The 25,883-nt window shown below is 66.6% G+C and carries 27 protein-coding genes and 1 pseudogene; 12 read left to right on the forward strand and 16 right to left on the reverse strand.

The window, feature by feature from the left end; all coding sequences use genetic code 11:
• Window positions 1-42 precede the first annotated feature (42 nt).
• Window positions 43-546 carry an Lrp/AsnC family transcriptional regulator gene (locus NVV90_RS17150; RefSeq protein ID WP_258438448.1) on the reverse strand — a complete coding sequence of 168 codons (504 nt, stop codon included), beginning with the start codon at window positions 544-546 and terminating at the stop codon, window positions 43-45.
• A 93-nt stretch (window positions 547-639) separates the two neighbouring features.
• Between NVV90_RS17150 and hisC the strand changes: the two genes are divergently transcribed.
• Together hisC and NVV90_RS17160 are read left to right on the forward strand one after the other, a co-directional pair.
• Window positions 640-1,737 carry a histidinol-phosphate transaminase gene (hisC, locus tag NVV90_RS17155; protein ID WP_258438449.1) on the forward strand — a complete coding sequence of 366 codons (1,098 nt, stop codon included), beginning with the start codon at window positions 640-642 and terminating at the stop codon, window positions 1,735-1,737.
• Window positions 1,738-1,793: 56 nt separating this feature from the next.
• Window positions 1,794-3,224 (forward strand): amino acid permease, encoded by a 1,431-nt coding sequence (locus NVV90_RS17160; protein ID WP_258438450.1) that lies wholly within the window; start codon window positions 1,794-1,796, stop codon window positions 3,222-3,224.
• Between the two features lie 182 nt (window positions 3,225-3,406).
• Here the strand turns inward: NVV90_RS17160 and NVV90_RS17165 are convergent, their stop codons facing one another.
• Genes NVV90_RS17165 through NVV90_RS17175 form a run of 3 tightly spaced genes read right to left on the reverse strand, consistent with a single transcriptional unit; the run spans window position 3,407 to window position 5,414 of the window.
• A complete protein-coding gene (locus NVV90_RS17165) occupies window positions 3,407-4,120 on the reverse strand; it encodes a flavodoxin (protein ID WP_258438451.1) in 714 nt (237 codons plus the stop codon).
• Window positions 4,117-4,977, reverse strand: coding sequence for an aldo/keto reductase (locus NVV90_RS17170; protein WP_258438452.1), 861 nt, complete (start codon window positions 4,975-4,977; stop codon window positions 4,117-4,119). The genes NVV90_RS17165 and NVV90_RS17170 overlap by 4 nt, the downstream gene beginning before the upstream one ends.
• Before the next feature lie 26 nt (window positions 4,978-5,003).
• A complete protein-coding gene (locus tag NVV90_RS17175; protein ID WP_258438453.1) occupies window positions 5,004-5,414 on the reverse strand; it encodes a cupin domain-containing protein in 411 nt (136 codons plus the stop codon).
• A gap of 154 nt (window positions 5,415-5,568) precedes the next feature.
• Between NVV90_RS17175 and NVV90_RS17180 the strand changes: the two genes are divergently transcribed.
• Together NVV90_RS17180 and NVV90_RS17185 are read left to right on the forward strand one after the other, a co-directional pair.
• Window positions 5,569-6,456 carry a helix-turn-helix transcriptional regulator gene (locus tag NVV90_RS17180; protein WP_258438454.1) on the forward strand — a complete coding sequence of 296 codons (888 nt, stop codon included), beginning with the start codon at window positions 5,569-5,571 and terminating at the stop codon, window positions 6,454-6,456.
• A gap of 54 nt (window positions 6,457-6,510) precedes the next feature.
• Window positions 6,511-7,350, forward strand: coding sequence for an alpha/beta fold hydrolase (locus NVV90_RS17185; protein ID WP_258438455.1), 840 nt, complete (start codon window positions 6,511-6,513; stop codon window positions 7,348-7,350).
• An 11-nt stretch (window positions 7,351-7,361) separates the two neighbouring features.
• Here the strand turns inward: NVV90_RS17185 and NVV90_RS17190 are convergent.
• From NVV90_RS17190 to NVV90_RS17200, 3 genes and pseudogenes are all read right to left on the reverse strand, one after another.
• Window positions 7,362-7,933: pseudogene (locus NVV90_RS17190) on the reverse strand (helix-turn-helix transcriptional regulator); the annotation flags it as partial.
• Window positions 7,934-7,961: 28 nt separating this feature from the next.
• On the reverse strand, window positions 7,962-8,093 hold the full coding sequence (locus NVV90_RS17195; protein ID WP_258438456.1) for a hypothetical protein: 132 nt from the start codon (window positions 8,091-8,093) through the stop codon (window positions 7,962-7,964).
• Window positions 8,094-8,134: 41 nt separating this feature from the next.
• Entirely contained in the window at window positions 8,135-9,028 is an 894-nt protein-coding gene (locus NVV90_RS17200; protein ID WP_258438457.1) for a helix-turn-helix transcriptional regulator, read from the reverse strand.
• Window positions 9,029-9,175: 147 nt separating this feature from the next.
• On the opposite strand from NVV90_RS17200, the gene NVV90_RS17205 reads away from it, so the two are divergent.
• From NVV90_RS17205 to NVV90_RS17215, 3 genes are all read left to right on the forward strand, one after another.
• Window positions 9,176-9,520, forward strand: coding sequence for a carboxymuconolactone decarboxylase family protein (locus NVV90_RS17205; protein ID WP_258438458.1), 345 nt, complete (start codon window positions 9,176-9,178; stop codon window positions 9,518-9,520).
• A gap of 5 nt (window positions 9,521-9,525) precedes the next feature.
• On the forward strand, window positions 9,526-10,926 hold the full coding sequence (locus NVV90_RS17210; RefSeq protein ID WP_258438459.1) for an MFS transporter: 1,401 nt from the start codon (window positions 9,526-9,528) through the stop codon (window positions 10,924-10,926).
• A gap of 122 nt (window positions 10,927-11,048) precedes the next feature.
• Entirely contained in the window at window positions 11,049-12,092 is a 1,044-nt protein-coding gene (locus NVV90_RS17215) for an NAD(P)-dependent alcohol dehydrogenase (protein ID WP_258438460.1), read from the forward strand.
• A 120-nt stretch (window positions 12,093-12,212) separates the two neighbouring features.
• Here NVV90_RS17215 and NVV90_RS17220 read toward each other — a convergent pair whose 3' ends face one another.
• Window positions 12,213-12,944 (reverse strand): glutamine amidotransferase, encoded by a 732-nt coding sequence (locus tag NVV90_RS17220; protein ID WP_258438461.1) that lies wholly within the window; start codon window positions 12,942-12,944, stop codon window positions 12,213-12,215.
• Between the two features lie 114 nt (window positions 12,945-13,058).
• Here NVV90_RS17220 and NVV90_RS17225 point away from each other — a divergent pair, with 114 nt between their 5' ends.
• A complete protein-coding gene (locus NVV90_RS17225; protein WP_258438462.1) occupies window positions 13,059-15,245 on the forward strand; it encodes a transglycosylase domain-containing protein in 2,187 nt (728 codons plus the stop codon).
• A gap of 39 nt (window positions 15,246-15,284) precedes the next feature.
• On the opposite strand, the gene NVV90_RS17230 is transcribed toward NVV90_RS17225, so the two are convergent.
• Complete coding sequence (locus NVV90_RS17230) at window positions 15,285-15,926, reverse strand: FMN-binding negative transcriptional regulator (protein WP_258438463.1); 642 nt, start codon at window positions 15,924-15,926, stop codon at window positions 15,285-15,287.
• 4 nt (window positions 15,927-15,930) lie between these two features.
• Complete coding sequence (locus NVV90_RS17235; RefSeq protein WP_258438464.1) at window positions 15,931-16,920, reverse strand: DMT family transporter; 990 nt, start codon at window positions 16,918-16,920, stop codon at window positions 15,931-15,933.
• On the opposite strand from NVV90_RS17235, the gene NVV90_RS17240 reads away from it, so the two are divergent.
• Together NVV90_RS17240 and NVV90_RS17245 are read left to right on the forward strand one after the other, a co-directional pair.
• Window positions 16,919-18,331, forward strand: a complete 1,413-nt coding sequence (locus NVV90_RS17240; RefSeq protein WP_258438465.1) for a PLP-dependent aminotransferase family protein — start codon at window positions 16,919-16,921, stop codon at window positions 18,329-18,331. The two genes, NVV90_RS17235 and NVV90_RS17240, sit on opposite strands and share 2 nt — an antisense overlap.
• Before the next feature lie 108 nt (window positions 18,332-18,439).
• Window positions 18,440-18,883: a hypothetical protein gene (locus NVV90_RS17245; RefSeq protein ID WP_258438466.1), complete on the forward strand. Its 444-nt coding sequence runs from the start codon at window positions 18,440-18,442 to the stop codon at window positions 18,881-18,883.
• 178 nt (window positions 18,884-19,061) lie between these two features.
• Here the strand turns inward: NVV90_RS17245 and NVV90_RS17250 are convergent, their stop codons facing one another.
• Together NVV90_RS17250 and NVV90_RS17255 are read right to left on the reverse strand one after the other, a co-directional pair.
• Window positions 19,062-19,397, reverse strand: a complete 336-nt coding sequence (locus tag NVV90_RS17250) for a hypothetical protein (protein WP_258438467.1) — start codon at window positions 19,395-19,397, stop codon at window positions 19,062-19,064.
• Between the two features lie 33 nt (window positions 19,398-19,430).
• Window positions 19,431-19,979: a cysteine hydrolase family protein gene (locus NVV90_RS17255; protein ID WP_258438468.1), complete on the reverse strand. Its 549-nt coding sequence runs from the start codon at window positions 19,977-19,979 to the stop codon at window positions 19,431-19,433.
• Between the two features lie 187 nt (window positions 19,980-20,166).
• Here NVV90_RS17255 and NVV90_RS17260 point away from each other — a divergent pair, with 187 nt between their 5' ends.
• Window positions 20,167-20,340 carry a hypothetical protein gene (locus tag NVV90_RS17260; RefSeq protein WP_258438469.1) on the forward strand — a complete coding sequence of 58 codons (174 nt, stop codon included), beginning with the start codon at window positions 20,167-20,169 and terminating at the stop codon, window positions 20,338-20,340.
• 202 nt (window positions 20,341-20,542) lie between these two features.
• Window positions 20,543-21,379 (forward strand): alpha/beta fold hydrolase, encoded by an 837-nt coding sequence (locus tag NVV90_RS17265; protein ID WP_258438470.1) that lies wholly within the window; start codon window positions 20,543-20,545, stop codon window positions 21,377-21,379.
• A 192-nt stretch (window positions 21,380-21,571) separates the two neighbouring features.
• Here the strand turns inward: NVV90_RS17265 and NVV90_RS17270 are convergent, their stop codons facing one another.
• From NVV90_RS17270 to NVV90_RS17285, 4 genes are all read right to left on the reverse strand, one after another.
• The gene (locus NVV90_RS17270) at window positions 21,572-21,874 is read right to left on the reverse strand and encodes a DUF4193 domain-containing protein (protein WP_258441222.1); all 303 of its coding nucleotides are present in this window, start codon (window positions 21,872-21,874) and stop codon (window positions 21,572-21,574) included.
• 253 nt (window positions 21,875-22,127) lie between these two features.
• Window positions 22,128-23,999, reverse strand: a complete 1,872-nt coding sequence (locus tag NVV90_RS17275) for a glycoside hydrolase family 3 protein (protein ID WP_258438471.1) — start codon at window positions 23,997-23,999, stop codon at window positions 22,128-22,130.
• A gap of 31 nt (window positions 24,000-24,030) precedes the next feature.
• Window positions 24,031-24,927, reverse strand: a complete 897-nt coding sequence (locus NVV90_RS17280; protein WP_258438472.1) for a carbohydrate ABC transporter permease — start codon at window positions 24,925-24,927, stop codon at window positions 24,031-24,033.
• Between the two features lie 8 nt (window positions 24,928-24,935).
• On the reverse strand, window positions 24,936-25,883 hold the full coding sequence (locus tag NVV90_RS17285; protein WP_258438473.1) for a carbohydrate ABC transporter permease: 948 nt from the start codon (window positions 25,881-25,883) through the stop codon (window positions 24,936-24,938).

Consider the following 25,883-nt stretch of genomic DNA (forward strand, 5'->3'; position numbering starts at 1 on the left):
AAATAGTGACAATATGCCCAAGTATGGCGCGGGTCACTCGACTCAGTCCGAGGGGCGGCTTTCCTGCTCCGACAGCCGGCTCAGGAGGCCGTCGTAGCGGGGCGGCATGAGTTCCAGCACGGAAATGGCCGTGCTGGTCCGCTGGATCCCCTCGATTTCCAGGATCTGGTTGGTGATGCGGTAGAGATCGGCCGTACCGCGTGCCACCACCCTGGCCATGAGGTCCGCGTCCCCGGTGGTGGCGTGCACCTCAATGACCTCCGGAATCGCGGCGAGCCCGTCTTCCACCGAGCCCGCCCGGGTCTGGCTGATCGCCAGCGAGAGGAAGGCCATCAGATCGTATCCAAGCGCGGCGGGATCCAGCCTGCGGCTGAAGGAGCGGAGGGCGCCGCTGCGTTCAAGGCGTGACAGCCGGGCATGGACCGTGTTCCGTGCGACGCCGAGCGTCCGCGAGAGTGCCAGGGCGCTGGCCTCGGGGTCCTTGTCGAGGGCGAGGATGATCCTGGCGTCCAGGGAATCGAAGTTGCGGGGGTTCGGGATGGTCATATTTTCACCACATACAGTAGATTTTGAGCAGAAGTCCCAATGGGTTGAGCCTATCTTGCAATGTGGGCGGGGTCACAATCATGATCGGTCCTCATGACCCATGATCAGCTCCTGACCGCACCGCACACCGCGTTCCCCACCCTTCGTGGCGCTGTGGCCGGCCTCCCGCCCTACGTCCCGGGCCGGCGCAGCGCCGGCATGGACGTTGCAGCCCTGGCCAGCAACGAAAGCCACTACGAACCACTGCCCGCCGCCGCCGCCGCGGTGGCCGCAGCGGCCGGTGCGATGAACCGCTACCCTGACAGTGCCGCCGTCGAACTCCGCGAACGGATCGCCCGCCACCTCGGCGTCACGGCCGGAGAGATCGCCGTGGGACCCGGCAGCGTCGGCGTCCTCCAGCAGATCATCACCGGCCTTTGCGACCCAGGGGATGAGGTGATCTTCGCGTGGCGCTCCTTCGAGGCCTACCCCATCCTGGTTGAGCTGGCAGGCGCCCGGCCGGTCCGCATCCCGCTGGACAGCGCTGAGGGCCACGACCTTGACGCCATGGCCGCCGCCGTCACCGAACGGACCAAGGTCATCCTGCTCTGCACCCCCAACAATCCCACCGGCGTGCCGATCAGCCACAAACGCATCGAGGCCTTCCTGCAATCCGTCCGCTCCGACGTCCTCGTAGTGATCGACGAGGCCTACGTGGAATACGCCGAAGCCGGCAGCGGCCCCGATTCCCTGGCCCTCTACCGCCAGTACCCGAACGTCTGCATCCTGCGCACCTTCTCCAAGGCCTACGGGCTCGCCGGCCTGCGCGTGGGATACGCCGTGGCGGCGCCGGACATCGCTGAGGGACTGCGACGGACCGCCATCCCCTTCTCCGTGACCGCGCTGGCCCAGAAGGCCGCGATCGCTTCGCTGGACGCCGGGACGGAGATGGACGCGCGTGTAGCCGTCGTCAAGAAGGAGCGCGCACGGATGGCCGCCCAGCTGGAAGCCCAGGGCTGGAAACTGCAGCCGAGCCAGGGCAACTTCCTCTGGATCCGTGCGGACGACGAGCTCCGGGAAAGGCTTGTCGACGCGTTTGACCGCGCGGACATCCTGGTCCGCGCATACCAAGGAGACGGCATCCGGATCACCGTTGCTGACCCCGCCTCCAACGATCGTGTGCTCCGGCTTTTGGAAGCCCACGCAGCCTGAAAAACCGACCTTCCTGTTACCCCATCCGTTCCACCTACAACCTGAGGACTCCCCCCATGGAACAACAGACAATGACGTCTGGCCGCGCACTGGGCGCCGCACTCAAACCCCGCCAGCTCACCATGATGGGGCTCGGAAGCGCCATCGGCGCGGGCCTCTTCATCGGCTCAGGCGCCGGCATCCAGGCCGCCGGCCCGGCCGTGCTGATCTCCTACCTCGTCGCCGGCACCCTCATCATCCTCGTGATGTGGGCCCTCGGTGAGATGGCCGCCGCCAATCCGGACAGCGGCGCCTTCTCCGTCTACACCGCCAAGGCCTACGGGCCGGTGGCCGGCGCCACCGTGGGCTGGCTCTGGTGGCTGCAGCTCGTGGTGGTCATCGCAGCGGAAGCCCTCGGCGCGGCAGGCCTGCTTTCCACCATCTTCCCCGCCCTGCCGGTGTGGCTGATGGCCTTCGTGTTCATCGTGGTACTCACAGCCGTGAACCTCACCAGTGTGAAGAACTTCGGTGAGTTCGAGTTCTGGTTCGCCCTGCTCAAGGTGGTAGCAATCGTCGGGTTCCTCTTGGTCGGCGCTGCCCTGCTCTTTGGCTGGCTGCCGGGCGTCCAGTCGCCGGGCCTGGCCAACTTCACCGGAGGCGGATTCGCGCCCAACGGTCTCGCCGGGATCGCCACGGCACTCTTCGTGGTGGCGTTCGCGTTCGGCGGCACCGAGATCGTGTCCGTGGCGGCAGCTGAGACCGAGGAGCCGGCCCGCAGCGTGCGGAAAGCAGTCCGGACGGTGCTGTGGCGCATCCTGGTCTTCTACATTGGTGCGATCTTCGTTATCGCGGCGGTGGTTCCCGTGGGTTCGGCTGGGCTAAAGAGCCCGTTTGCCGCCGTGTTGGAGGCTGCCGGCATGCCCGGGGCGGCCACCGCCATCACCCTGGTGGCCGTGGCGGCACTGCTCTCCGCCCTCAACGCCAACCTCTACGGCGCCTCCCGGATGGCGTTCTCGCTCGCCGAGCGTGGCGAAGCGCCGCGCGTCCTTGCTTCCCTGTCGAAGGGCCGGGTTCCGGTGGTTGCCGTGCTGGCCAGCGTCTCCTTCGGCGTCGTCACGGCCGTTCTCGAGGTAGCCTTCCCGGACAAGGTCCTTCCCGTCCTGCTCAACATTGTGGGCTCGACGTCCCTGTTGGTGTGGACCTCCGCCCTCCTCGCCCAGCTCGCGCTGCGCGTCCGCGCGGATCGCGAGGGAACGGTGCTTCCCCTGCGGATGGCGGGCTTCCCCTGGCTCACGGGCCTTGGGCTGCTCATCCTCGCGGCGATCTTCGTCGTCGGCCTCATCGGCGAGGACTCCCGTCCCCAGCTCCTGAGCACCTTCGGGCTCGTGGCCGTCCTGGCGTTGGCTAACTGCTTGCACCACCGCTCCGTGAAGGCCCAGGACCGTACCGGGCCTCCGGTACGCGTTGAGTCTTCGGAGCGCGTCGAGGACCCGGCGCTGGTCGACTGAATCAGGCGCTACTAGCCAGTTCGTGGGTCGATGCACACGAAGGGCGCGTCCGGTCTGGCCGGGCGCGCCCTTTTGCAATGCACTTTGCCAGGCAGCGAGTCATCCCGGCTGGAACACCGCAGGGAGGCGTGAAGCCGGTGCTTAGGCCATGGCAGCTGCTTCGTCGACGCCCGCGCGCGTGATCACGGGGAATTCCGGACGAGGCCGGTTCGGCGTAGCCAGGATTCGATGTCCGGTCCGGCGTCCTGGACCTCCTCGCCGCGGACGGCCAGTCCCTCGCCGATAACCGCCCCGGGGCAGGAGCGGGCGTAGTCCCGCTCGGTGGTGCCGAGGCCGCTCATGGCGTGGGTGGTGACGGGACGAATGGTTTTGCCGGTGAAGTCGTAGCTTTCAGCGAATGTTGTCATGATCATGGGTGCCCGGACGTTCCAGATGCCGCTGGCCAGCAGCACGGTGCCGTACTGCCCGATCGAGGGCAGGGAGGTGACCATGGCCGGGCGGGCGTCCGTATTCTGCTCGCGGACGTTGCGTGCCACGGTGGCGTCGTAGTCCTCGGGGTAGGCGTCGGCGGCTTCGATGCGGTGTACATCGCAGCCGATGGTTCGGCCGATCATGCCGGCAAGCACCTCGGTGTTGCCAGTGTCCAGGTGCTTGCGGCCGCCGTTGAAGTAGTTCTCCCCGGCGCGGGAGTAGTAGGCGAGCAGGACCTGCCGCCCTTCCCGGGGACTGGCGGTCCCTTGCGCGGAAGGCACCGCTGCTTCTTCCGCGCGCATGGGTGCGTTCCGTTCTCCCGGGGCGCAGCCTGACGTTGCGGTGGTGATCATGGCGGCGCCCAGGCCGGTGACAGCCGAACGCAGGATGGAGCGCCGGCCGACTGTCCGTTGCTTCGTGCTCATGAGCCGATCCGGCGTCCGCCCAGCCAGCTGACCATCGCGGGGTCGCGGTGGTCGAAGAAGAGGCTGGCAGCGGTGTCCAGGGCGGCGATCCGGCCCATCTGCTCATCGCTAAGGGTGAAGCCGAAGACATCGAGGTTTTCGGCCATGCGCTCCGGACGCACGGACTTGGGGATGACCACGACGTCGCGCTGGATGAGCCAACGGAGGACCACTTGGGCAACGGACTTGCCCTGTGCCTCGGCGATGGCGCTGAGGACCGGATCCCTGAACAGATTGTTCTTGCCTTCGGCAAACGGCCCCCAGGACTCGATCTGCACGCCGCGCTCGCGCATCAGGGTCTGGTCAGCGGCGCGCTGGTGGAAGGGGTGGGTCTCGATTTGGTTGACGGCCGGGACGATTTCGTTGTGGTCGATGAGGTCCACAAGCCTGTCGGGGTGGAAGTTCGAGACGCCGATCGCACGGGCCAAGCCGTGCCTGTTGAGGTCCTGCATTGCGCGCCACTCGCTGTAGTAGTCCCCGAGTGGCTGGTGGATCAGGTAGAGGTCGAGGTAGTCCAGTCCGAGCCTGCGGAGGGAGTCTTCGAAGGCACGCCTGGTGTCATCTTGAACGCTGCCTGTTGGCGCGTGCTGGATCCAAAGCTTGGTGGTGACGAAAAGGTCCTCGCGTGCGATTCCGCTCGCCTTGATCGCCGCGCCGACGGCCGCCTCATTGCCATAGGAGGCCGCCGTATCCAAGTGCCGGTAGCCGGCAGCGAGGGCGGCTTCGACGGCGGCTTGGGTTTCCTCCTCCGGGATCTGGAAGACGCCAAAGCCCAGGATCGGCATCTGGACGCCGTTGTTGAGGGTCACGTTGTTCATGGAATGTCCTTTGCTGGGGTGTGTCGTTATCGCTGGGTTTGAGTGTGGGCGGCCGCGTAGTCCCGGTCATTGACGGGTTCCAGCCAGGTGGCGCTCTCGCCGTGGTGCTGCTCGACCATGGCCAGGTGGCACATCATGTTGTCCTGCGTGGCACCATGCCAGTGCTCCTCGCCCGGCGGGGTGTGGACCGTGTCCCCGGGACGCATGAGGATGGCCCTGCCGTCGCGGGTGGCGACGATCCCGATGCCGTCCGTGCAGTGCAGGGTCTGGCCGAGGGGGTGGGAGTGCCAGTTTGTGCGGGCCCCAGGGGTGAAGCGGACCACCGCGGCCACCAACCTGGATGGAACCTCTCCGCTGTGAAGCACGTTGAGGTAGACGTCCCCCGTGAACCTGTCCGCAGGGCCTTTTGCCGTGGGTGCGGTGGGTATGAGCTTCATGCTGGGCTCCTTTGGGCGTGGCGCAGCGGCGGGGACGCCGCCACGAGGTGGACTCCTTCAAGAAAAGCAGTCCAGTACTGCGCGTGGGAGTGCCTGTTGTGCGGTGTACTGCCAGTTCCTGTTAGGCAGGGCAGGGCCGTCGTAGCGTAGACGCATGGACAACAGCAAAGATGTCCGCGAGTTCCTCATGAGCCGGCGCTCGCGCATCACTGCCGCCCAAGCCGGGCTGCCCGCCTACGGCGGGACGAGGAGGGTGGCCGGACTCAAGCGCGAGGAAGTGGCCATGCTCACCGGCGTCAGCACGGAATACTATGCACGGCTCGAACGGGGGAACCTCCGGGGAGTCTCCGAGAGTGTCCTCGAGTCTCTCGCCGGCGCCCTCCAGCTCGACGAGGCCGAACGGGCCCACTTGCTCGACCTGGCCAAGGCCGCCGGGCCGTCGCGGGCATCGGGAACACGCCGGGCCCGGGCAGAAGTGCGCCCCAGCGTTCAACGGATCCTGGCCGGGATGACGGGCACGCCCGCATACGTCCGCAACTCACGCATGGACATCGTGGCCGCCAACAGCGTCTGCTTCGCCCTCTATGCCGGCATCCTCAGCCCCGGCACCCTGCCGCTGAACCTCGCACGGTTCATGTTCCTCGACCCCCGCTCCCAAGACTTCTTTCTCGAATGGGACACCCTCGCGGATGACCTTGCGGCCGCGTTGCGCACCGAAGCGGGCCGCAACCCCCGCGACCGGGAGTTGAACAGCCTCATCGGTGACCTCGCCACCGGAAGCACGGAGTTCTCCACACGCTGGGCACGGCACAACGTCCGCTTCCACCGTTCGGCCCGCAAGTCACTCCGCAACCCGCTCGTGGGCGACATCGAGCTCACCGGCGACGCACTCGAAATCCCCGGAGAAGGTTTGACGCTGGTCGCCTACACTGCCGAGCCGGGAAGCCACGCCCAGGAGCAACTCGATTTCCTCACCAGCTGGAGCACAAGCGAGAATCGCCCGATGGAAGCGGCGACCGGCAAGCCCCCGCCCTCCCTATAGTGGATGTCAGCGCCACAGATCGATCACACCCACAGCGTCGAAAGGACCGCCGACATGGCTTACATCACCGTCGGAAACGAAAACAGCACCGAGATCGAGCTCTACTACGAGGACCACGGCAGCGGCCAGGCGGTGGTGCTCATCCACGGCTACCCGCTGGACGGCTCATCCTGGGAAAAGCAGACGGCTGCCCTGCTCGGCGCCGGCTACCGCGTCATCACCTACGACCGCCGCGGCTTCGGCAAGTCCAGCAAGCCGACGCTCGGCTACGACTACGACACCTTCGCCGCGGACCTCAACACGCTGCTGGAATCCCTGGACCTGAACGACGCCGTGCTGGCGGGCTTCTCCATGGGCACCGGCGAGGTTGGCCGCTACCTCGGCACGTACGGCTCGGCCCGTGTGGCCAAGGCCGTGTTCCTCGCGTCCCTGGAACCGTTCCTTCTGCAGACCGAGGACAACCCCGCCGGCGTTCCGCAGTCCGTATTCGATGGCCTCACCGCGGCCGTCACGGCGGACCGTTACGCCTTCTTCACGGAGTTCTTCGGCAACTTCTACAACAGCAACGCCTTCCTGGGAACGCCGCGGCTCAGCCAGGAAGCGGTCAACGCCAGCTGGAACCTCGCGGCCCAGTCCGGGGCCTTCGCCTCGGTGGCAGCCCAGCCGACATGGCTCACGGACTTCCGTGCCGACATCCCCAAGATCGACGTGCCCGCCCTGATCGTGCACGGCACAGAGGACAGGATCCTCCCCATCGACATCACCGGCCGCCGGTTCGCCGAGGCCCTGCCCGACGCCGAGTATGTGGAGATCGACGGCGCCCCGCACGGCCTGCTGTGGACGCACGGCGCCGAGATCAACGAGGCGCTGCTGGGGTTCCTGGCGAAGAAGTAGCCGCCCAGCTCGCGAGGAGCTTCAGGGCGCAGGCTGGCGGCCAGATCGGTGGCGGCACCGGCCCAGTCCGGGGAGAAGTCCTGGGCGCGTGGGCTCAGGAACACGGACCGCGCGATGTTCACCGGCCGCACCGGGTCGATGTACAGCTCCGAGTAGAGGGCGAGGCCCAGCCGGTTGGCGGTTAGGATGTCCCGGCGCCCGTTGCGGACGAACGCCGGGACATCGGTCATCGCGTCGAGGATCCGCTGCACGGTCGGCCGAACGTGCTGCGGGGCCGGCCGGCGCCGGGGCTGCGCGGACATTCCCGCGGTCCGGGCGAGGTCGAACAGGTGACCGTGCTCGGCCTCGTCCAGGTACAGCGCCCGGGACAGGGCGTCCAGCACGCTTTCGGAGACGCCTCCCAGGTTCCCGCGCTCCAGGCGGATGTAGTAGTCGATGCTCACCCCGCCAGCATGGCGACCTCCTCCCGGCGGAGCCCCGGCACGCGCCGGTTCCCGCCGTAGGCGGGCAGCCCGGCCTGGTCCGGGCTGATTCTGGCCCGCCGGGATGCCAGGAACTCACGGATCTCGTTCCGATGGTCCATGCGCCCGGCGCCGGCCGGTTCCTGCATGTCAGGCCTCCTGGTTCCCGCCGTATTCCGCCTCGCTGAGGTGGTTTCCCCCCTCGGTTTCCGGCCCGGCCTCGCCAGTGAACAGCAGCTCCGCGGGTCCCCCGTTGCTGGGCGTCTTGGCTTGGATTTCCATGTGATCTCTTTCTTCGGCGGTTTTGGGGCCCGACGGCGGCGTCAGGCTTCGTCGGTGCTGCTTGCCTTTTCGAGGGGCTGGGATTGCTGTGGCTGCGTCGCGGCCCAGCTGCCCAGGAGCCGCAGCTTTTCCTCGGTGGCCGAGCCGGGTTCGGCGGTGTAGATCAGCATTGAGAGTCCGGGGTCGGCTGCAAGGTCCAGCGCCTCGAACATGAAGTGGACGTCACCCACCACGGGGTGGTGGAAGTGCTTGAGCCCGGTGCGGTGCTGGCGCACATTGTGTGCCGCCCAGCGGGTGCGGAATTCCTCGCTGCGCATCGAGAGCTCACCCACCAGGTCAGTCAGGCCGCGGTCGTAGGGGTCGCGGCCGGACTCAGCGCGCAGGATCGCCACAGTGTCGTTGGCCGCACGGTTCCAGTCCGGGTAGAACGCGGCGGCGCGGGGATTGAGGAAGGTGAACCGGGCATGGTTCACAGGCCTCTGCGGATCGCTGTAAAGGTCCGAATACAGGGCTTCGCCCAGCTTGTTCGCGCCGAGGATGTCCAGGCGTCCGTTGCGCACGAACGCCGCTGCGCCCGTGATCGCGTCCAGGGTGAACTGCACGCTGGGCCGGATCCGCTGCTGCCGGGGAGCCCGGCGCGGCGCGGTGGTGGTGCCCGCAGCCCGGGCGAGGTCGAACAGGTGGGCATGCTCGGCCTCATCGAGTTGCAGCGCCCGGGCGAGTGCTTCCAGCACGCTTTCGGAGACGCCGCCCAGGTTCCCCCGCTCGAGGCGGATGTAGTAGTCAACGCTCACACCGGCCAGGAGGGCCACCTCCTCGCGGCGAAGCCCGGGCACGCGGCGGTTCCCACCATAGGCAGGCAGCCCGGCCTGGTCCGGGCTGATCCTGGCCCGCCGGGACGCCAGGAACTCACGAATCTCATTGCGGTTGTCCACGCTGTCAACGCTAGAGGCTTTCCTAGGCTGGCGGGAGGTCCTGCTGGTACCTGTATCAACAGGATCTCCCACGCAGGGACGCAGGAGCGTTTTCTGGATGGTGACCCCACGCAGAGGACCCAACAAGCCACGTCCAGGAGAACCACCATGACCGAAACCACCCTTTCGCCGGCCCAGCAGCTCATCGGCGACTTCGCACCGAAGCTGGTCCAGCTCACCGACGACGTCCTGTTCGGCGACGTCTGGGAACGTCCCGGCCTCTCTCCCCGCGACCGCAGCCTCGTCACGGTTTCCGCCCTGGTGTCGCTCTACCGCACCGGCCAGCAGGCATCCCATCTGCGCCGCGCCCTCGCCAACGGGCTTACCCCCGAGGAACTCATCGAAGCCATCACCCACCTCGCCTTCTACACGGGATGGCCGAATGCCATGTCCGCCATCGTCACCCTCAAGGAAATCTGCCAAGAGGGCCAAACCACGGCAGCCCAGGAGTAGCGCCCGTGCCCACCTCCCTCACGTTCCGCCGTCCGCCCGCATCTGGAGCAGCGCCGGCCACGGCAGTGGCCGCCCACGCCCCCGGCCCGGCCTTGGCCGTCGCACTGCTGGGCTTCTTCGTCATCACGCTCGACGCCCTGGTGGTCAACGTTGCCTTGCCCGTGATCGGCCAGGAACTGGGCGGCGGCATGACCGGGCTGCAGTGGGTCCTGGACAGCTACACACTCATGTTCGCCGCCCTGCTGCTCTTCGGCGGAACGCTCTCGGACCGGATCGGCGCCCGCCAGGGCTTCGGCGCCGGGCTCCTGGTCTTCGTCGCCGCCTCGGCCGCCTGCGCGCTGGCCCCCTCGCTCGGCTGGCTCGTGGCGGCCCGCTTCCTGCAAGGCGCAGGAGCGGCGCTGATGATGCCGGCATCCCTCGCCCTGATCCGCGAGGCATTCCCGGACCCGGTCCGGCGCGCCCGCGCCATCGCCGTCTGGTCGGTGGGCGGGGCCGTCGCCTCGGCGGCCGGCCCCGTGCTGGGCGGTTTCCTGGCCCTGTCCAGCTGGCGCTCCATCTTCTTCATCAACCTGCCCGTCGGCCTACTGGCCCTGTTCCTGCTCAGCCGCATCCCCCGCTCCCCCGGGCAGGCTGTCCCCTTCGACTGGACCGGCCAGGCGACCGCGATCCTCGGCATGGGGGCGCTGACGTACGGGGTGATCGAGGGCGGCGCCGTGGGCTTCGATGCACCGCAGGTGCTGCTCGCTTTGGGGATCGCGACGGCGGCCCTGCTCGCCTTCCTGCTTTCCCAGTCCCGCGGTTCCCAGCCGATGCTGCCCCTGGACATGTTCCGTTCCAGGCCCGTGGCGGTGTCCATGTCCGTGGGCTTCGCCTTCACCGTGGCCTTCTACGGCATGGTGTTCCTGCTCAGCCTGTACCTCCAGCAGGACAGGGGCCTGTCCGCTTTGGAGACCGGCCTGGTGTTCCTGCCGATGACGGCACTGGTCGCCTTCAGCAACCTGCTCTCGGCCAGGATCGCCGCACGGTACGGGCCCAAGGTGCCCATCGCCGTCGGGCAGGCCCTCATGGCGGCAGGCCTCCTGGCCATCGCCTTGGCGGCGGCGGAGGCGCCCACGGCAACGCTGGCAGTGCTCATGATCCCGGTGGGGCTGGGTGGTTCGCTGTCCATCCCGCCCATGACGGCGGTGCTCCTGGACAGCGTCCCGGCCCGGCGCGCCGGGGCGGCAAGCGGCGGCCTGAACACCTGCCGGCAACTGGGCGGCGCCCTGGCCATCGCGGTCTTCGGGACGCTCATCGCCCACCACGGCTTCCCGGACGGGCTCCGCATCAGCCTGCTGGCCGCCGTCGGGCTGCTGATCCTGACCACCGCTGCCAGCCTGACGCTGCGCCCCTCCCGGCGGGGCTGAACAGCCGGCCGGACCCCAAGGGGTTCTGCCAGTACCCGGACCAACAGGGACTCCCGCTGCGGGAAGGGTTCCTGTTTTCTTGAAGACAGACACGAAAAGCCACCCACGAACTCTGGAGAACCATGCTTACCGCCAACGCCTACGCCGCCCCGTCCGCCATGGAAGACCTCGTCCCCACCACCGTTGAACGCCGCGACGTCGGCCCGCACGACGTCCTGATTGAGATCAAGTTCGCCGGCATCTGCCACTCGGACATCCACACCGTCCGCGGCGACTGGGGACCGCAGCAGTACCCGCTGGCCCCCGGCCACGAGATCGCGGGCATCGTCATCGGGCTCGGTTCCGAGGTCACCCGCCACAAGCTCGGCGACCGGGTGGGCGTGGGCTGCATGGTCAACTCCTGCCGGGAATGCGCCAACTGCAAGAAGGGCGAGGAGCAGTACTGCCTGGCCGGCATGACCGGCACCTACGGCGCGGTGGACCGCGACGGCACGGTCACCCAGGGCGGCTACTCCACCCACGTGGTGGTCACCGAGCACTTCGTGGTCCGGATCCCGGATGCCCTGGAGCTGGACGTCGCCGCTCCCCTGCTGTGCGCGGGCATCACCACCTACTCCCCCTTGCGGCACTGGGGTGCCGGCGCCGGCAAGCAGGTTGCCGTCGTCGGGCTCGGCGGACTCGGCCACATGGCCGTCAAGATCGCACACGCCATGGGCGCCGAGGTTACCGTGCTGTCCCAGTCGCTGAAGAAGATGGAAGACGGCTTGCAGCTGGGCGCGGACCACTTCTACGCCACCAGCGACGCCGGCACTTTCGAGACGCTCGCGGGCACCTTCGACCTGATCATCAACACCGTCAGCGCCCCGATCGACATCAGCTCCTACCTGCAGCTGCTCTCCCTCGACGGTGCCCTGGTGAACGTCGGCGCTCCCGCGGAACCGCTCCCGGTCAACGTGTTCTCGCTGATCCTGGGACGCCGCTCCTTCGCCGGATCGGCGATCGGCGGCATCCGCGAAACCCAGGAGATGCTCGATTTCTGTGCCGAGCACGGCCTGGGAGCGGAGATCGAGGTCATCCCGGCCAGCAAGATCAACGAGGCCTACGAGCGGGTGCTCGCCTCGGATGTGCGGTACCGCTTCGTGATCGACACCGCGACCATGGGCTAAGCCGCGTAGCGGAGGTAGACCACGCCGTTGCCGTCGGCGTCGGCAATGTAGCCGTCCAGGGACGTGATGCCTGAGTAGATGAGCTTGGCCATGCCGTATCTTTCCCCCTCAACGCCCCCCTCAGCGCGCGTACCGAGCGGTGAAGTTCCGGAGGATCTTCATCGGCTCGGTGGCCGTGAACCTGCGGGCGTCCGCCATCAGCTGTTCCGCCTGCTCGGGCGGGAAGTAGCCGGAGTGGCGGTAGGTGTCGATCCGGGTGACGAGCCCTTCGGCGTCGAGCTCCGGATGGAACTGGGTGGCGTAGAGGTTCTCCTTGATGCGGAACATCTGCACGGGGCAGGCTGCCGAGCTCGCCAGAAGCACGGCGTTGGCGGGCAGGACGGTGCAGGCCTCCTTGTGGCCGGTGAACGCGATGAACCGTTCGGACAGGCCGTTCAGGAGCGGGTCACGGACGCCCTCGGCGGTGAGCTTGATGGTCACGCTGCCGAGGCCTTCGCCGTACGTCCGGTCAATCACGGCGCCCTGGTGCAGGCCGAGGGTTCCGACGCCGTAGCAGGCGCCGAGGAACGGGAAGTCGGCTGCCACGATCCGGTCCAGCAGCCGGGCCAACTCGGACTCCACGCGCTGCTGCGTCTCGCTTTTGTGCTCCGGCGGGTCGCTGGAGGTGAATGGGCTGCCGCCCACGATCACGCCGGAATAGTCCTGCAGATCGAGTTCCGGCAAGGGAGCGGCTTCCATCCGGATGCGTTCCAGCCGTTCCGGAGCCAGTCCGCCAAAGCGCAGATATGCCCGGTATTCTTCCTCGGCGGCGGCATCCTGGGCACGGGATGCAAGCAGGACAAACGGCTTCACACGCTAAGTGTGCACCGGCCCGGGCCGGTCCGCTACTGCCCGGCCCGGCGCTATCTACAAAGCGGAATTCCGGCGTATTCTAAAGCATCGTCGGACTCGTGATAGCGGGAAAAGATGGCGCGAAAGAACCGACCGAGACTTGGTCTTGCCGCAACCCTTGGCGGGGTGATCGGCTTTTTCATAGTGAGTGCGCTTTGCGGTGTTCTGGCCGCCAGCCTGATGCTTCCGGCCGTCGCTTTTACGCAAGCCACGGTGGGAACTTCCGTTTCTTTTTTTGAGGGTCTTCCTGCCGAACTTGAGGTCAATGCGCCGGCGCAGTCAACAAAGGTCCTTGCCTCTGACGGCCAGCTGATCGCCAGTTTCTATGCGGAGAACCGCATCAAAGTTTCCCTTGACCAAATATCGCCCTATGTCAGGCAGGCGATTGTCGCCGTCGAGGACCGCCGCTTTTACGAGCACAACGGAGTGGATACCCAGGGAATTGTCCGGGCGCTGAGTTACAACCTCACGGGAAAGGGCAGGCAGGGTGCCTCGACGCTGACGCAGCAATATGTCACCAATGTGCTCAACGAATCGCGGATTTCAGCCGACAGGGGTGATCTGGTGGTGCTGAGCGGGCAGAAATCCGTGGGCGACAAAGTCCGCGAAATCAAGCTCGCCCTGGAACTCGAAAAGCGATACACCAAGGACCAGATCCTTGAGGGATACCTCAACATTGTGTTCTTTAACCGGGACGCCTACGGGATTGAGGCCGCGGCCCGCTATTTCTTCAGCACGTCTGCCAAGGACCTCACCCTGCCGCAGTCGGCCCTGCTCGCCGGCCTGGTGAACAGCCCCAGCCTCTACAACCCCGCCGTCAATCCCGAGCTCTCGCTGAGCCGCCGCAACCGCGTGCTGAACGACATGCTTGAGCAGGGCATGATCCAGCAAGCAGAGTACGACGCCGCCATCGCCACCGGCGTCGACCTCAAGATCACGCCCGCGAGGCAGGGCTGCGCCAACGCAGTGATGGCGGTTTACTTCTGCGACTACGTGGCCCACCTGATCCTCAACAACCCCGTCTATGGGGTCTCCCTCTCGGAACGGAACAACTTCCTCTACCGCGGCGGCCTGACCATCACCACCACACTGGACAGCCGCCTTCAGCCGGTGGCCCAGGCGCAGGTGGACGCGACGGCGGGCGCGAATCCTGACAAGTGGGGTTCGTCCATGGTCTCGATTGAGCCAGGCACGGGCCGGATCCTCGCCATGGTGCAAAACACCGTGTACCTGCCCGAGCCGGGGAAGTTCGACACCCAGCTGAACTTCAACGTGGATTCCAAGGACGCCAACGGCAACGACCTCAACGGCGCCGGCGGCTTCCAGCCCGGATCCACCATGAAGCCCTTCACCTTCGCGGAGTGGCTCAACGAGGGCAAGTCCATCACGGGCGTGGTGGACGCGTCCCGCCGCGTGTACCCGGTCGGCTTCCCGTGGAGGTCCAGCTGCGGCAAGGTGTTGGGCGGCTACAGCACGGCACAGAAGAACGCGGGGCTGGGCGCCGATGAGGACCTGCAGAACAACGACCTCGGCTACTACCGCCCCATGCCGGTCAACTACGGCCTCTACAACTCCATCAACACCGCAACGTTCGCCTCGGCCGCGCAGCTGGACTTCTGCGGTATCCAGAAGATCGTGGACACGGTGGGCCTCCACAGCGGCCTGGACAACGCACAGATCAACATGCACCAGCTGGGCAACCTGCTGGGCGCCATCGGCGTGGCACCGCTCGTCCTGGCCAACGCCTTCGCCACGTTCGCGAACGATGGCCGGTACTGCGCCCCGATCGCCATTGCGTCCGTGACGGACTCGTCCGGACAGCAGTTCCCGGCCCAGACCAGCGAGTGCCGGGCCGCCGTCAAACCCGAGGTCGCCCGCGGCGTCAACTCCGTGCTGCAGGACATGCTGAAGGTCGGCTCCGGCTACTGGATCCATCCGAAGGTCTACAGCGTGGCGCCCGTCGCGGCCAAGACCGGTACCAACAACACCAACGGCTCCACCTGGGTGGTCGGCTACACCAGGGGCATCGCCACCGCCTCCTTCTTCGGCGATGCCCTGGAGGGGCAGGGCCGGCTCGGCCGGGACGTGGTCATCAACGGCAACCACTACAAGAACCTTGACGGGTACATGCTCGCCGGCCCGCAGTGGGCCAACTACATGCTGGCCGTCGCCCCGCTATACCGCACGGATCCCTTCCCCGCGCCGCCGGCCTCCATGGTCCAGACGCCGGCACCGCAGCCCAAGCCTTCTACGACGCGGTGACGGGCCCGGCGACGGGTACGCCGTAACTGCAGCCGCGCCCTAGCCCCGGACGGCCGCCCTGTTCGGCCTTGCCCGTTCGACGTCGGCGGCGCTTTCGGCCCGGCCCTGGGCACCCAGGCCGGCCACCACGCCGTCGATGTCGGCCTCGCTCCTGTTCTGGCTGAGCTTGGTCTTCGCCTCGATCCGCGTGATGAGCAGTTCGACGCCGACTATCGCGCGCAGCTGGCCCGCGATGAAGCGCTCCGGTGCGTCATCCACGGACCACGGCCGCTCGAACCGGGCTTCGTGGACGTTGCTCAGCCGCCTCACGTGGTTGCCGAGCCACACCGGGTCGTCGTGGATCACCAGGGTGCCGTACACGTGGGCCGTGGAGTAGTTCCAGGTGGGGACAACGCGTCCGTGTTCGGCCTTCGAGGCGTACCAGGAGGGCGAAACGTAGTCGTCCCGGCCTTGGATGATGGCGAGTGATTCCCCGATGGCAGGCTCGGCCCACTGCGTGTTGTTCCGGGCCAGGTGCCCGTGCAGGGCTCCGTGTTCTCCAATGGAGGGCTCATGGATGAGGGGCAGCATGGTGGCGAGCAGGCCCTGGGAGGTCATGGTGACCAGGTTGGCCGCGGCCGACCGGGCGAGCAGGTCCTGGATGGCGGCGGTGCTGGCTGCGAAGTGCGCTGGGATGTACATGGGTCTAATCCTTTGCAGGCTCAAGTGGCATTACGGCGGAGATGCGGGGCGGCGCGGGCGCAGGCCTGAGCCGTACGCGGACTGCGGCACCGGCGCAGAGGATGACGGCCAGGCCGCCGATGAGGGTGGGCCAGCCGAGGGCCTCCCCCAGCAGGAGCCCGGCCCAGCAGATGCTCAGGACCGGCTGGATGAGCTGGATCTGGCTGACCTGTGCCATGGGGCCGATAGCGAGGCCGCGGTACCAGGCGAAGAACCCCAGGAACATGCTGACGATGCCCAGGTACGCAAAGGCTGCCCACTGGACCGGGGTGGCGGCCGGCGGCTGCTGGGCCAGGGAGAGCAGCGTCAGGCAGACCATAAGCGGCGACGCGATGACGAGGGCCCAGGAGACGGTCTGCCAGGAGCCCAGTTCGCGGGCCAGCAGCCCTCCTTCGGCATAGCCGATGGCGGCGGCCGCCACGGCACCGAGGAGCAGCAGGTCCGCCGAGTGGAATTGTCCATAGCCGCCGGCCTGGTCCGGTCCGCCGGATATGAACGCAAAGCCGATGGCCGCCACGGCCCCCACGGCGGTCATGGCCCAGAAGGCCCGTGGCGGGCGTTCGCGGGTGCGGAGGACCACGGCAGTAGCCGTCGCTGCCGGGAGCAGGGCAATGACGACGGCGCCGTGGCTGGCAGGAACGGTGGTGAGCGCGTAGGAGGTGAGCAGCGGGAAGCCGATGACGATGCCGCCGGCAACCACCGCGAGCCTGGCCCACTGCACACCGTGCGGAAACCGCTGCCGGGTGAGTGCGAGGGCAAAGGCCGCCAGGATCGCGGCCAGCACGGCGCGGCCGGAGCCGATGAAGAGCGGCGACAGCCCGCCCACCGCAACCCGGGTGAACGGAACGGTGAAGGAGAATGCCGCTACTCCAAGAAGGCCCCACCACAGGCCGGTGACCGGCTTGGACGATACCACTGGGCGAATCAGCGTAGTAGCGCTACTATTGTCTCTCATGAATAACGATAGCAGTTCCCGGATTGTGGCGCGACTGAAGGAATGGATCGCCGGCGCCGCACCGGGGGCCCGCTTGCCGTCCACCCGGTCCCTGGTGGCCGAGTACCAGGCCAGCCCGGTGACGGTGCAGAAGGCGCTGCAGGTCCTCGCAACGCAGGGACTGATCGAGAGCCGGCCCGGCGTCGGGACGTTTGTGCGGGCCGTGAGGACCGCGCGCCCCTCGGACTACGGCTGGCAGACGGCGGCGCTGCGGGCGCCGCAGGCCCCGCTGCGCCCGGCCTCCGCCGCGATGCGCAGCACTGCGAACGATGTCATCGCGTTCCACTCGGGCTATCCGGCCCGGGAGCTCCTGCCGGAACGCCTGGTCCGTGCGGCGCTCACGCGGGCGTCCCGGGGTGACGCCGCCCTGTTCCGGCCACCGGCGGCGGGTCTTCCCGAGCTGCAGTCGTGGTTCGCGCATGAACTCGGCACGGCAACCCCGGTGGGGGTCATGCCGCCAACGCCCAGCGACGTCATTGTGCTGCCGGGCAGCCAGAGCGGCCTCAGCTCGATCTTCCGGGCACTGGTGGGCGTCGGGCAGCCCCTGCTCATCGAATCCCCCAGCTATTGGGGCGCCATCCTGGCCGCGTCGCAGGCCGGCGTCCGCGTGGTCCCCGTGCCCAGCGGGCCCGACGGCCCCGATCCGGTCGAGCTCGCCCGGGCCTTCGAGGAAACCGGCGCGCGGATGTTCTACGCACAGCCCAACTTCGCGAACCCCACCGGGGCCCAGTGGTCCGCCCAGCGGGGCCAGGAGGTCCTGGACGTGGTGCGCCGGCACGGGGCCTTCCTGGTGGAAGACGACTGGGCACACGATTTCGGGATCACCGCCAACCCCATCTGCCTGGCCGCACAGGACGACTCCGGCCACGTGGTGTACCTGCGCTCGTTGACGAAGAGCGTTTCCCCGGCCATCCGGGTGGCCGGGGTCATCGCCCGCGGTCCGGCACGTGAACGCATCCTCGCCGCCCAGGCGGCTGAGTCCATGTATGTGAGCGGCCTCCTCCAGGCGGCAGCGCTCGACGTCGTCACGCAGCCCGGGTGGCAGACCCACCTTCGCGGACTCCGCCATCAGCTGCAGGCACGGCGCGACCTCCTGGTCACCAGCCTGCGCGAACACGCCCCGCAGGCCCACATCAGCAACCTCCCCAAGGGAGGGCTGAACCTCTGGGCACGCCTGCCCGACGGAACCGACCTGGAGCGGCTGACCCGCGACTGCGAGAGTGCCGGCGTCATCATCGCCGCGGGCACCGAATGGTTCCCGGCCGAGGCCGCGGGCCCGTTCATCCGGCTCAACTACGCGGGACCGAACCCCGGGGCATTCCCCGAGGGCGCGCGCATCCTGGGTGAGGCCATCGCCCGGAACATCACGTAGCTCGCTATAGCGTGGGTCAAGCAATGCTCCTGACTTGGATTCCAGTTCCAGCGGGATGGCTTCCCGCTCCGGGACCGGCTCCATGGTCGGTGCAGCTAGGCTTCGCCTATGAACAACGGATGGCAGCTGCTTAGATCCCTGCTGCAGGGGGCGCTGATCGGGCGCCGGTCCCGATCTGCCAAACGCAAGGTGGAGAGGGGCGAAGACCGCACCTTCCGCCTTAGAGCGGCATCGCAGTTTCACGTCCGGGAGCTCCTGTTCGGTGGCGCCGACCGCCTGCATTACGTCAATCGGCGCTTTTCCAAGCACATGGGTCAGTACGACCTCGGGCGGATCAACATCCATGAAACCCTGTGGGATCTCTACGCCGAGGCCGAGATCAACGCTGCCCTGGTCCGGGCGGACGCCTTAATCAACGACGCTTGGAGGAGCGTTGGGTACGAACCAGGGGCCGGGGAAGCGCGCATGCAGCAGTTGAGGCATGCCCACGCCGGCTTCAACAATGAGAGCATCCACAAGGCCATGGACTGGGGTTACCTTCTCAACCGGTAAGCACGCTTTCGGCACCTCGAAATCAGCTCACAGCAAGCGGATAAACCCGCGCCCCTTCATCGGACAACAATTCAATCGGTGCACTTCACGTGGCCGGCCGGCCTGGGACTACGTCGCAGACGCAGAAGACCCCCGTCCGGAGCGAATCCGGACGGAGGTCTTCTGTTGGAATGGCGCCTTAGCTGCAGAGCTGGCCGAACTTGGTGCCGGCCTTCTGGTACTCGGCCTGTAGGTCCTTGAGCTTCGCGGCATCCGGGCTGTCCTTGGCGGACTCGTCCGTGAAGTCCAGGATGGCCTGCAGTACGGGCTGCAGTTCGTCCGAGGACACTGCTTCGATCGGCCGGATCTGGTTGCCGAGGCGGGTCATTGCGTACTTGTCCGAGCCGCTCGTGGAGCTGGAAACGACGTTCTTGACGCGATCGCAGGTTTCCGCGGTGGTCAGCTTCGTCGCGGAGCAGGCGGAAGCGGAGACGAGGAGTCCGGCAGCGAGCAGGACGGTGGTGAGTTTCTTCATGATTCCCTCAATAGTCGACTAGCTCGATTCTAATCAGAACGTCACGTCCTTGGTCTCCGTGACCCCGGCGGTGCGGCCGGGCGCCGCCTGGTTTTGCCAGTAGAGGTTGGTGTGGGCGATGACCATTTCCGGCGGCGGGGCGCCCCACTCGCTCAGGTCCTCCGTGGTGTGCGCGTCGCTGACCAGCGTCACATCATAGCCGCGGACCAGGGCACCGTGGATGGTGGACCGGATGCATTCATCCGTCTGTGCGCCGCCCACCACCAGGCGTCCCACCCCGGCTGCGGCGAGCACGTCCTCAAGCCGGCTGTCCTCGAAGGCGTCACTGAACGTCTTCGGCACCAGCGGTTCCTGCTCCCGGCGCGCCAGCTCCGGGACGTACTCCCAGGCCTCACTGCCCAGCTCCAACTGCTCGTCGGAGTGCTGGACCCACACCACCGGAATGCCCTCGCCGCGGGCCTTGTCCACAAGCGTTCCGATGTTGGCGAGCACCGCGTCGCGCCTGAGGACACCGGCCATGACGCCCTTCTGGGCGTCGATCACCAGCAGGGCGGTGTTGGGGCGGTTTGGCAGCGTGGTCATGATGGTCTCCTCGGCTGTGGGCGCCCGCGCCACATGCACCACCAAGGGTGGCTGTGATGAGTCTCACGGGCCTGTGCGCGTCATTCCGCTTGTGACGTTAGTACGGCGCTGTGCATCATGGAAAGACCAATTCCTGGCTCCGCACCGTCGCGGAGCCATGGCCGAATCTGAATGAAGGTACCGAATAATGACGTTCGAAACCACCCACTCTGTCACGCTCAAAATCTGGGACCGCTCAGCCGTTGACCACACTCTCGACGCCGTCGTGAACGATGTTTCGGCACGGGCGAACGCTCCCAAGCACCACATCGCGGTCACCTGCAGCGGACCCAACACGTATACGGTCAGCCTCAAGAACTAGGCTCCCAAGGCGCCCACATTCGAGGAAGCCACGCGCTGGAAAACGCTAGAGGACGACGGTGGGAGGCTCCCGCCGTCGTCCTCTTGCGTTAAGCAGGCAGCGGCTACGCGGAGGGTTCCTCCATGAGTCAATTCGGGTATGGACATTCGTTCCAAGGAAATATACGCTGCGTGGGCCAACTGCTGATTCAGGAGGGACCGCAATGAACGAGGCCACTGTCGACGGTCGGAGAATCTCGTTCCACGAGGCCGGTGCTGGGGAACCGGTCCTGCTCCTCCATCCCGGATTCGTTGCCGACGGCATGCTGCCGCTCCTGGGCCGGCCGGAGCTGGCCGGCTTCCGGCTGATCGCTCCGCACCGCTCGGGCTACGGTGCCTCGGAGCCGAGGCCGGCCCCGGTTGCGATGGGCGATCTGGCTCTCGAGCTGCTCGGGCTCATGGATCAGCTCGGCATCGGTGCTGCGCATGCCGTGGGACACTCCTTCGGTGCCAACGTGGCACTCGAAGCCTGCCGCATCGCGCCCGAACGCTTCGCCTCGCTGGCGCTGCTCGAGCCGCCCTTGGGCTTCTTCATGTCATCTGAGGCCACCGGCGTGATCACGTCGGTGATCGGCCAGGCCATGCAGCAATTCGCGAGCGGCGACGTCGAGGCGGCATCCACCACTTGGCTGGACGGCGCCTTCGGGCCGGGCTGGCAGCAGCTCCTGGACCAGAGGCTGCCCGGAGCCTCAGGTCAAGTGGTCAAGGACGCGCCCACGGCCTTGGCCGTCGAGGGAGGTGCGCTCCAGACCTGGCAGTTCGGCCCTGCCGATGTCGGCCAAATCTCAGCACCGATACTCTCGGTCGTCCACCCGCAGGCCGGCTGGACAGGCTTCCATGAAGTCCACCAAGGGCTGGTTGCAGCCAGCGCGGAGGCGCTCGAGGTCGAACTGCCCTCGCACCTCCTGCAGATCCTGGACCCGGCTCCGGTGGCCGGCGGGGTTGCCCGTTTCCTAAGCCGGCACCCCATCGAGTCCCCCACCGGAACGTCTGCCGCCTGACCCGGGTCGGGCGCCGGAGGCGCAATCCCATCCGCTAGATAGCGCGACACCGGACGGTTCTGGCAGCCCGATCCGTCCACGCAGACCAGGAGGACCGGCGGCAGGATCTCGGCCTCCCGCCGCCCGGGGGCGGCGACGAGGTAGCCTTCGCCGGCAGCTGACCGCAGCCCTGAACTGGCCCGAGGAAAAGGGTCAGCCTTCACAGTCCAGGCAGTAGGCGTGGCCGTCCTTTTCCAGGGCGAGCTGGGAGCGGTGGCGGACCAAGAAGCAGGAATAGCAGGTGAACTCGTCGTCCTTCTGCGGGATCACCGCGAAGATCAGTTCCTCGGCGATGAACTCGCCGCCGGGCAGCTCGCTCCCTTCGAAGGCATCGGCCTCCTCCAGCTCGCGCACGACACTGCGGGCATCCGGGGCGTTGGCCGACTGCACCGCCCGCAGCGAGGTGTTCTGGGATTCCGCGACGTCGGAACGGAGTTCGTCGTAATCGGTGGCCACCTGGTGTTGTCTCATTTCTCTCGTATTGACTGGTGCAGCTGCAACGTCGGCCAGGGCAAGGCTATTCCCCGGCCATGGTGCACTTGAACGCATGTGCGGCAGATACGTGATGTCCAGGTTGCTGTTAGCGCCCCCTCACGGTGCATTTCACCGTGCGGGCGGGGGTGCGTGGACTGTTTGCGAGAGGTAGCCATCGAAGAGTTCCTGCCAGGCCTGTTCGTGCACGGCGGCGCTGATCCAGGAAGCGCGGAGTTCAGTCATAGGCGGCGTCGGTGCCCCGGATCAGGGACAGCCCGTGCCCGTTGGCGAAGAGCGGTGACGGAGTGTCGGATGCTACATCGGGCCGCGAGGCGCGGACCTCGTCCATGGAGGAAGGCAACTCGAAGGGCAGACGGCCGCACGGGAGAATCCTCCCCGTGAGGGCGTCCAACAGCGCAGCGTCGGAAACGCCGAAAGTGCCTACCAGCGCGCTGGCGAATTGGGTCAGCGGGGTGAGGATCGCGGGGCGGTCCAGACGGACGTCAATGATCAACGGCACCTTCTTGGAAAGGGCCGTCAGCCGCGAAATGAGCCCGGGCGGGAAGTCCAGGGAGCCGGCATGGAAGCCCTCCTCAAGGAACAGATCCTCCCTGTGCTCCCACGGTGCATGGAGGCGGATGATTGCGACGTCGGCGTCCTCGGGCGCTTCAACGAGCGTGCCTGTGCCCGACAGGGCTGCCGGGTCGAGGCCTTCGACATAGATGCGCGGCTTGTCGGAGAGCGGCAGCAGGCGGCTTCCGTCGGCTCCTTTGTCAGTCAGCACGGTCACCGAACGTGCCTGGGCGCGGTGCCCTTCAGCCCGGAAGTCATCGTTGCCGACGAGGACGGCCGCTGCGTCCTCCGATACGTAGGGGTTGTCGAAGAGGCCCAGTTGGAACTTCACCAGCAGCAGCCGGCGCGCGGATTCATCGATCCGTTCTTCGCTGACGATGCCATCACGGACCAGGCCAAGGAGCAAGTCCGTGCACTCTTCCCCGCCGAACTGGTCCACGCCGGCGTTGAGGATTTTCTGCATGCGTTCCGCTGCAGTCAGGTTCTCGACCCCCCAAGCGCGGGCGGGTAGTACTTTGTCTCCCACGACATTGTCATTGACAAGTTCCCAGTCACTGAGCACCACACCGCCGTAGCCGAGCTTTTCGCGCAGGAGCCCGGTAATGATCTGCCGGTTGTAGCCGAAGCCGACCTCTTCGACGGGTTCACCGTCGAGCTCGAGGCCGACGGGCATTCCGTAGTAGGGCATGATGGCGCTGGTGTGGTTGGCGATGGCGGTCCGGAAGGGTTCAAGGTGCTCCTCGAAGCGTCCCCCGGGGTAGACCTGCTCACGGCCGTAGGGGAAGTGCGGGTCTTCGCCGTCGCGCTGGGGGCCGCCGCCGGGAAAGTGCTTGGTGGTGCAGGCAACAGAGCCCGGGCCAAGGGACTCGCCTTGGAGTCCCTTGAGGTATTCGACGGCGAACTGCGAGGTTTGCTCTTTGTCCTGGCCGAAGGTGCCGGCCTGACGGCCCCAGCGCGGTTCGGTGGCAAGGTCCACCGTTGGGTGCAGCGCGGCACGGATGCCGACGGCGGTGTATTCCTGCCGTGCGATGTCGGCGAACCGCCGGATCAGCTCTGCACTGCCGGTGGCGGCGAGGCCGATGGGTTCGGGCCACTGGGAGAAATGGCCCGCGTTGAAAGAGACGCCGGTGTTTTCAATGAAGGCGTGCCTCGGGTCCGTGGAGATGGTGACCGGTATGCCGTGCGGGTTCGATTCGGCGAGTTTCTGGATGGCGTTGTTCCAGCGGGCCGCCTGCCGTGGGGTCCCCAGGGCGTGCACGTTGAAATGATTCATGAACTTCTGGACCACGACGGCGGTGGTGGGCGATTTGCTGATGTTTCCGGGGTGTTCCAACAGGGTCCCGTCCGGTCCAGTCTCAATGACTGTGTGGAACAGCAGACCCACCTTCTCTTCGAGGCTAAGCCGAGGCAGGAGGTCCGCTGTCCGGTCCTCCGGGCTGAGTGATGGGTCCTCGAAGGGATCCATCACTCCGTTGCGGTTCAAATCCCGGTAAAGGGTGCCGTTGGGCGCGATGGAAGTCTGCAAGTGGTTCAAGGTTGTACCTCTCAGCTGTTCAGGGAAAGCGTTACTTGATGCCGGTGGCGGCGACGCTTTGGATGAAGAAGCGCTGCAGCGCTACGAAAAGGGCGACGATTGGGGTAATGACCAGGACCGATCCGGCCAGCAGCAGGCCGTAGTTGGTGGCATTCTGCCCGGTCGAGAAGAGGGACAGCGCCACCGGTAGGGTGTACATGTCCTCGCTCTGGGCCGCGACCAGCGGCCAGAGGAAGTTGTTCCACGAGCCCAGGAAAGTCAGGATCCCCAGCGTGGCCAGAGGCGGGCCGCAGAGGGGCATCACCACGCGGGTGAAGATCCGGAACTCGCTGGCTCCGTCGATCCGTGCCGCCTCAATGATTGAATCCGGGATGCCCAGCATGAACTGGCGCATCAGGAAGACCCCCACGGGCGAGGCCAGGAACGGAAGGAACAGCGCCGGGTAAGTGCTGACCAGCCCCAGTTTGCTGACCATGACAAAGAGGGGAACGAACGTGACCACCCCGGGCACCATCAGGGTCACCATCACCAGCAAGAAGAGGAACCGTTTCCCTGGAAAGTTCATCTTCGCCAGTGCATAGCCGATCATCGAGCAGAAGAGCAGGTTGCCCAAGACCGTGACGACGGCAACGATGAGGCTGTTCGTGAAGAACTTGTCGATGTGCAGCTCAGTGAACCAGGAGGTGTAGTTGGCAAGCGTGCCGTCCTGTGGCCACCACGTGACAGGCCTGCGAAGGAGTTCACCTTGGGTCTTGAATGATCCCAGCAGCATCCAGGCGAACGGCAGGAGGGTAGCAGCCACGGCGAGCAGCAGCAGGATATACACGAGGGGCCGGCCGCGCTGACCGCGTTGGCGGGGACGGCGTGCAGGTCCACCGGATTGGGTCCGCGAGGGTGCGGGCGTGAGGGTTTCTGTGGGAAATGTCATGGCAGTGCTTAGTCCTTCGACCGGAGGGCACGGAATTGGACGAGGCTCAGCAGCGCTATGGCGACGAAGAGCACATAGCTGGCGGCGGATGCCAAGCCGTATTTGCCGAACCCGAACTGGTTGTATGTGAAGTAGCTGATGGACAGGGTGGAGTCGAGCGGCCCGCCTTTGGTCATCACGAACGGCTCCTCGAAGAACTGCAGGTAGCCAACGGAGAGCAGCACCGCGCCCAGCAGCAGTGTCGGCCGCAGGGTGGGCAGCGTGATCCTGGTGAACCGCTGCCAGGCATTGGCACCGTCCACCTCGGCGGCTTCGAGCATTTCCGCCGATACGTTCTGCAGCCCCGCCAGGAAAATGATCATCAGCGTGCCCATGTTCCGCCACACGGCCATCAGGATCATGGCCGGCATGGCCCACGTGGTGCTGTTGAGCCAGTCGGGGCCGTGAATTCCCACTGCGCCCAGGATGGTGTTCAGCAGGCCGTCCGGCTGCAGGATGAACCGCCACACGACGGCCACGGCAACAATGCTGGTGACCACGGGGGTGTAGAACCCTACGCGGAAGGCCGTCCGGAAGCGTTTGATTCCACTGTTCAATGCCACTGCCAAGGCCAGCGCCACGGCCATGGTCAGTGGTATGCCGACGACGACGAAATAGGCCGTGTTGAGCATCGAATGGAGGAACTGCGGGTTGGCGAACAACGTCGCGTACTGCTTGATGCCGACGAAACCGATCGCGGCCGGGTTCTGGACGTCACGGCTGGTGAAGTCCGTGAAGGACATCGCGAAGGAGGAAACCAGCGGCACGAGCATGAACACGGCGAAGACCGCCACGAACGGGAGCGCGAACATCCATGCGATGAGTGCCTGCCTGCGGCGGCGCGAGGAGGGTCCGGCCGCACCCCTGGGCGACCGGGATGCGGTAGGCAACGGGGTGCGGCTGGACGTCGTGCTCAT

Origin of the sequence: Arthrobacter sp. CJ23 (assembly GCF_024741795.1) — a bacterium.
Classification (GTDB): Bacteria; Actinomycetota; Actinomycetes; order Actinomycetales; family Micrococcaceae; genus Arthrobacter.

What these genes read in the sequence shown, in the direction of transcription:
- NVV90_RS17235 (WP_258438464.1), bottom strand. Translation starts at nt 16,920, where the DNA reads ATGAGAGACAATAGTAGCGCTACTACGCTGATTCGCCCAGTGGTATCG.
- NVV90_RS17150 (WP_258438448.1), bottom strand. Translation starts at nt 546, where the DNA reads ATGACCATCCCGAACCCCCGCAACTTCGATTCCCTGGACGCCAGGATC.
- NVV90_RS17215 (WP_258438460.1), top strand. Translation starts at nt 11,049, where the DNA reads ATGCTTACCGCCAACGCCTACGCCGCCCCGTCCGCCATGGAAGACCTC.
- NVV90_RS17245 (WP_258438466.1), top strand. Translation starts at nt 18,440, where the DNA reads ATGAACAACGGATGGCAGCTGCTTAGATCCCTGCTGCAGGGGGCGCTG.
- NVV90_RS17280 (WP_258438472.1), bottom strand. Translation starts at nt 24,927, where the DNA reads ATGACATTTCCCACAGAAACCCTCACGCCCGCACCCTCGCGGACCCAA.
- NVV90_RS17255 (WP_258438468.1), bottom strand. Translation starts at nt 19,979, where the DNA reads ATGACCACGCTGCCAAACCGCCCCAACACCGCCCTGCTGGTGATCGAC.
- NVV90_RS17285 (WP_258438473.1), bottom strand. Translation starts at nt 25,883, where the DNA reads ATGAGCACGACGTCCAGCCGCACCCCGTTGCCTACCGCATCCCGGTCG.
- NVV90_RS17205 (WP_258438458.1), top strand. Translation starts at nt 9,176, where the DNA reads ATGACCGAAACCACCCTTTCGCCGGCCCAGCAGCTCATCGGCGACTTC.
- NVV90_RS17230 (WP_258438463.1), bottom strand. Translation starts at nt 15,926, where the DNA reads ATGTACATCCCAGCGCACTTCGCAGCCAGCACCGCCGCCATCCAGGAC.
- hisC (WP_258438449.1), top strand. Translation starts at nt 640, where the DNA reads ATGACCCATGATCAGCTCCTGACCGCACCGCACACCGCGTTCCCCACC.
- NVV90_RS17185 (WP_258438455.1), top strand. Translation starts at nt 6,511, where the DNA reads ATGGCTTACATCACCGTCGGAAACGAAAACAGCACCGAGATCGAGCTC.
- NVV90_RS17195 (WP_258438456.1), bottom strand. Translation starts at nt 8,093, where the DNA reads ATGGAAATCCAAGCCAAGACGCCCAGCAACGGGGGACCCGCGGAGCTG.
- NVV90_RS17165 (WP_258438451.1), bottom strand. Translation starts at nt 4,120, where the DNA reads ATGAGCACGAAGCAACGGACAGTCGGCCGGCGCTCCATCCTGCGTTCG.
- NVV90_RS17265 (WP_258438470.1), top strand. Translation starts at nt 20,543, where the DNA reads ATGAACGAGGCCACTGTCGACGGTCGGAGAATCTCGTTCCACGAGGCC.
- NVV90_RS17250 (WP_258438467.1), bottom strand. Translation starts at nt 19,397, where the DNA reads ATGAAGAAACTCACCACCGTCCTGCTCGCTGCCGGACTCCTCGTCTCC.
- NVV90_RS17180 (WP_258438454.1), top strand. Translation starts at nt 5,569, where the DNA reads ATGGACAACAGCAAAGATGTCCGCGAGTTCCTCATGAGCCGGCGCTCG.
- NVV90_RS17175 (WP_258438453.1), bottom strand. Translation starts at nt 5,414, where the DNA reads ATGAAGCTCATACCCACCGCACCCACGGCAAAAGGCCCTGCGGACAGG.
- NVV90_RS17160 (WP_258438450.1), top strand. Translation starts at nt 1,794, where the DNA reads ATGGAACAACAGACAATGACGTCTGGCCGCGCACTGGGCGCCGCACTC.
- NVV90_RS17170 (WP_258438452.1), bottom strand. Translation starts at nt 4,977, where the DNA reads ATGAACAACGTGACCCTCAACAACGGCGTCCAGATGCCGATCCTGGGC.
- NVV90_RS17240 (WP_258438465.1), top strand. Translation starts at nt 16,919, where the DNA reads ATGAATAACGATAGCAGTTCCCGGATTGTGGCGCGACTGAAGGAATGG.
- NVV90_RS17225 (WP_258438462.1), top strand. Translation starts at nt 13,059, where the DNA reads ATGGCGCGAAAGAACCGACCGAGACTTGGTCTTGCCGCAACCCTTGGC.
- NVV90_RS17260 (WP_258438469.1), top strand. Translation starts at nt 20,167, where the DNA reads ATGACGTTCGAAACCACCCACTCTGTCACGCTCAAAATCTGGGACCGC.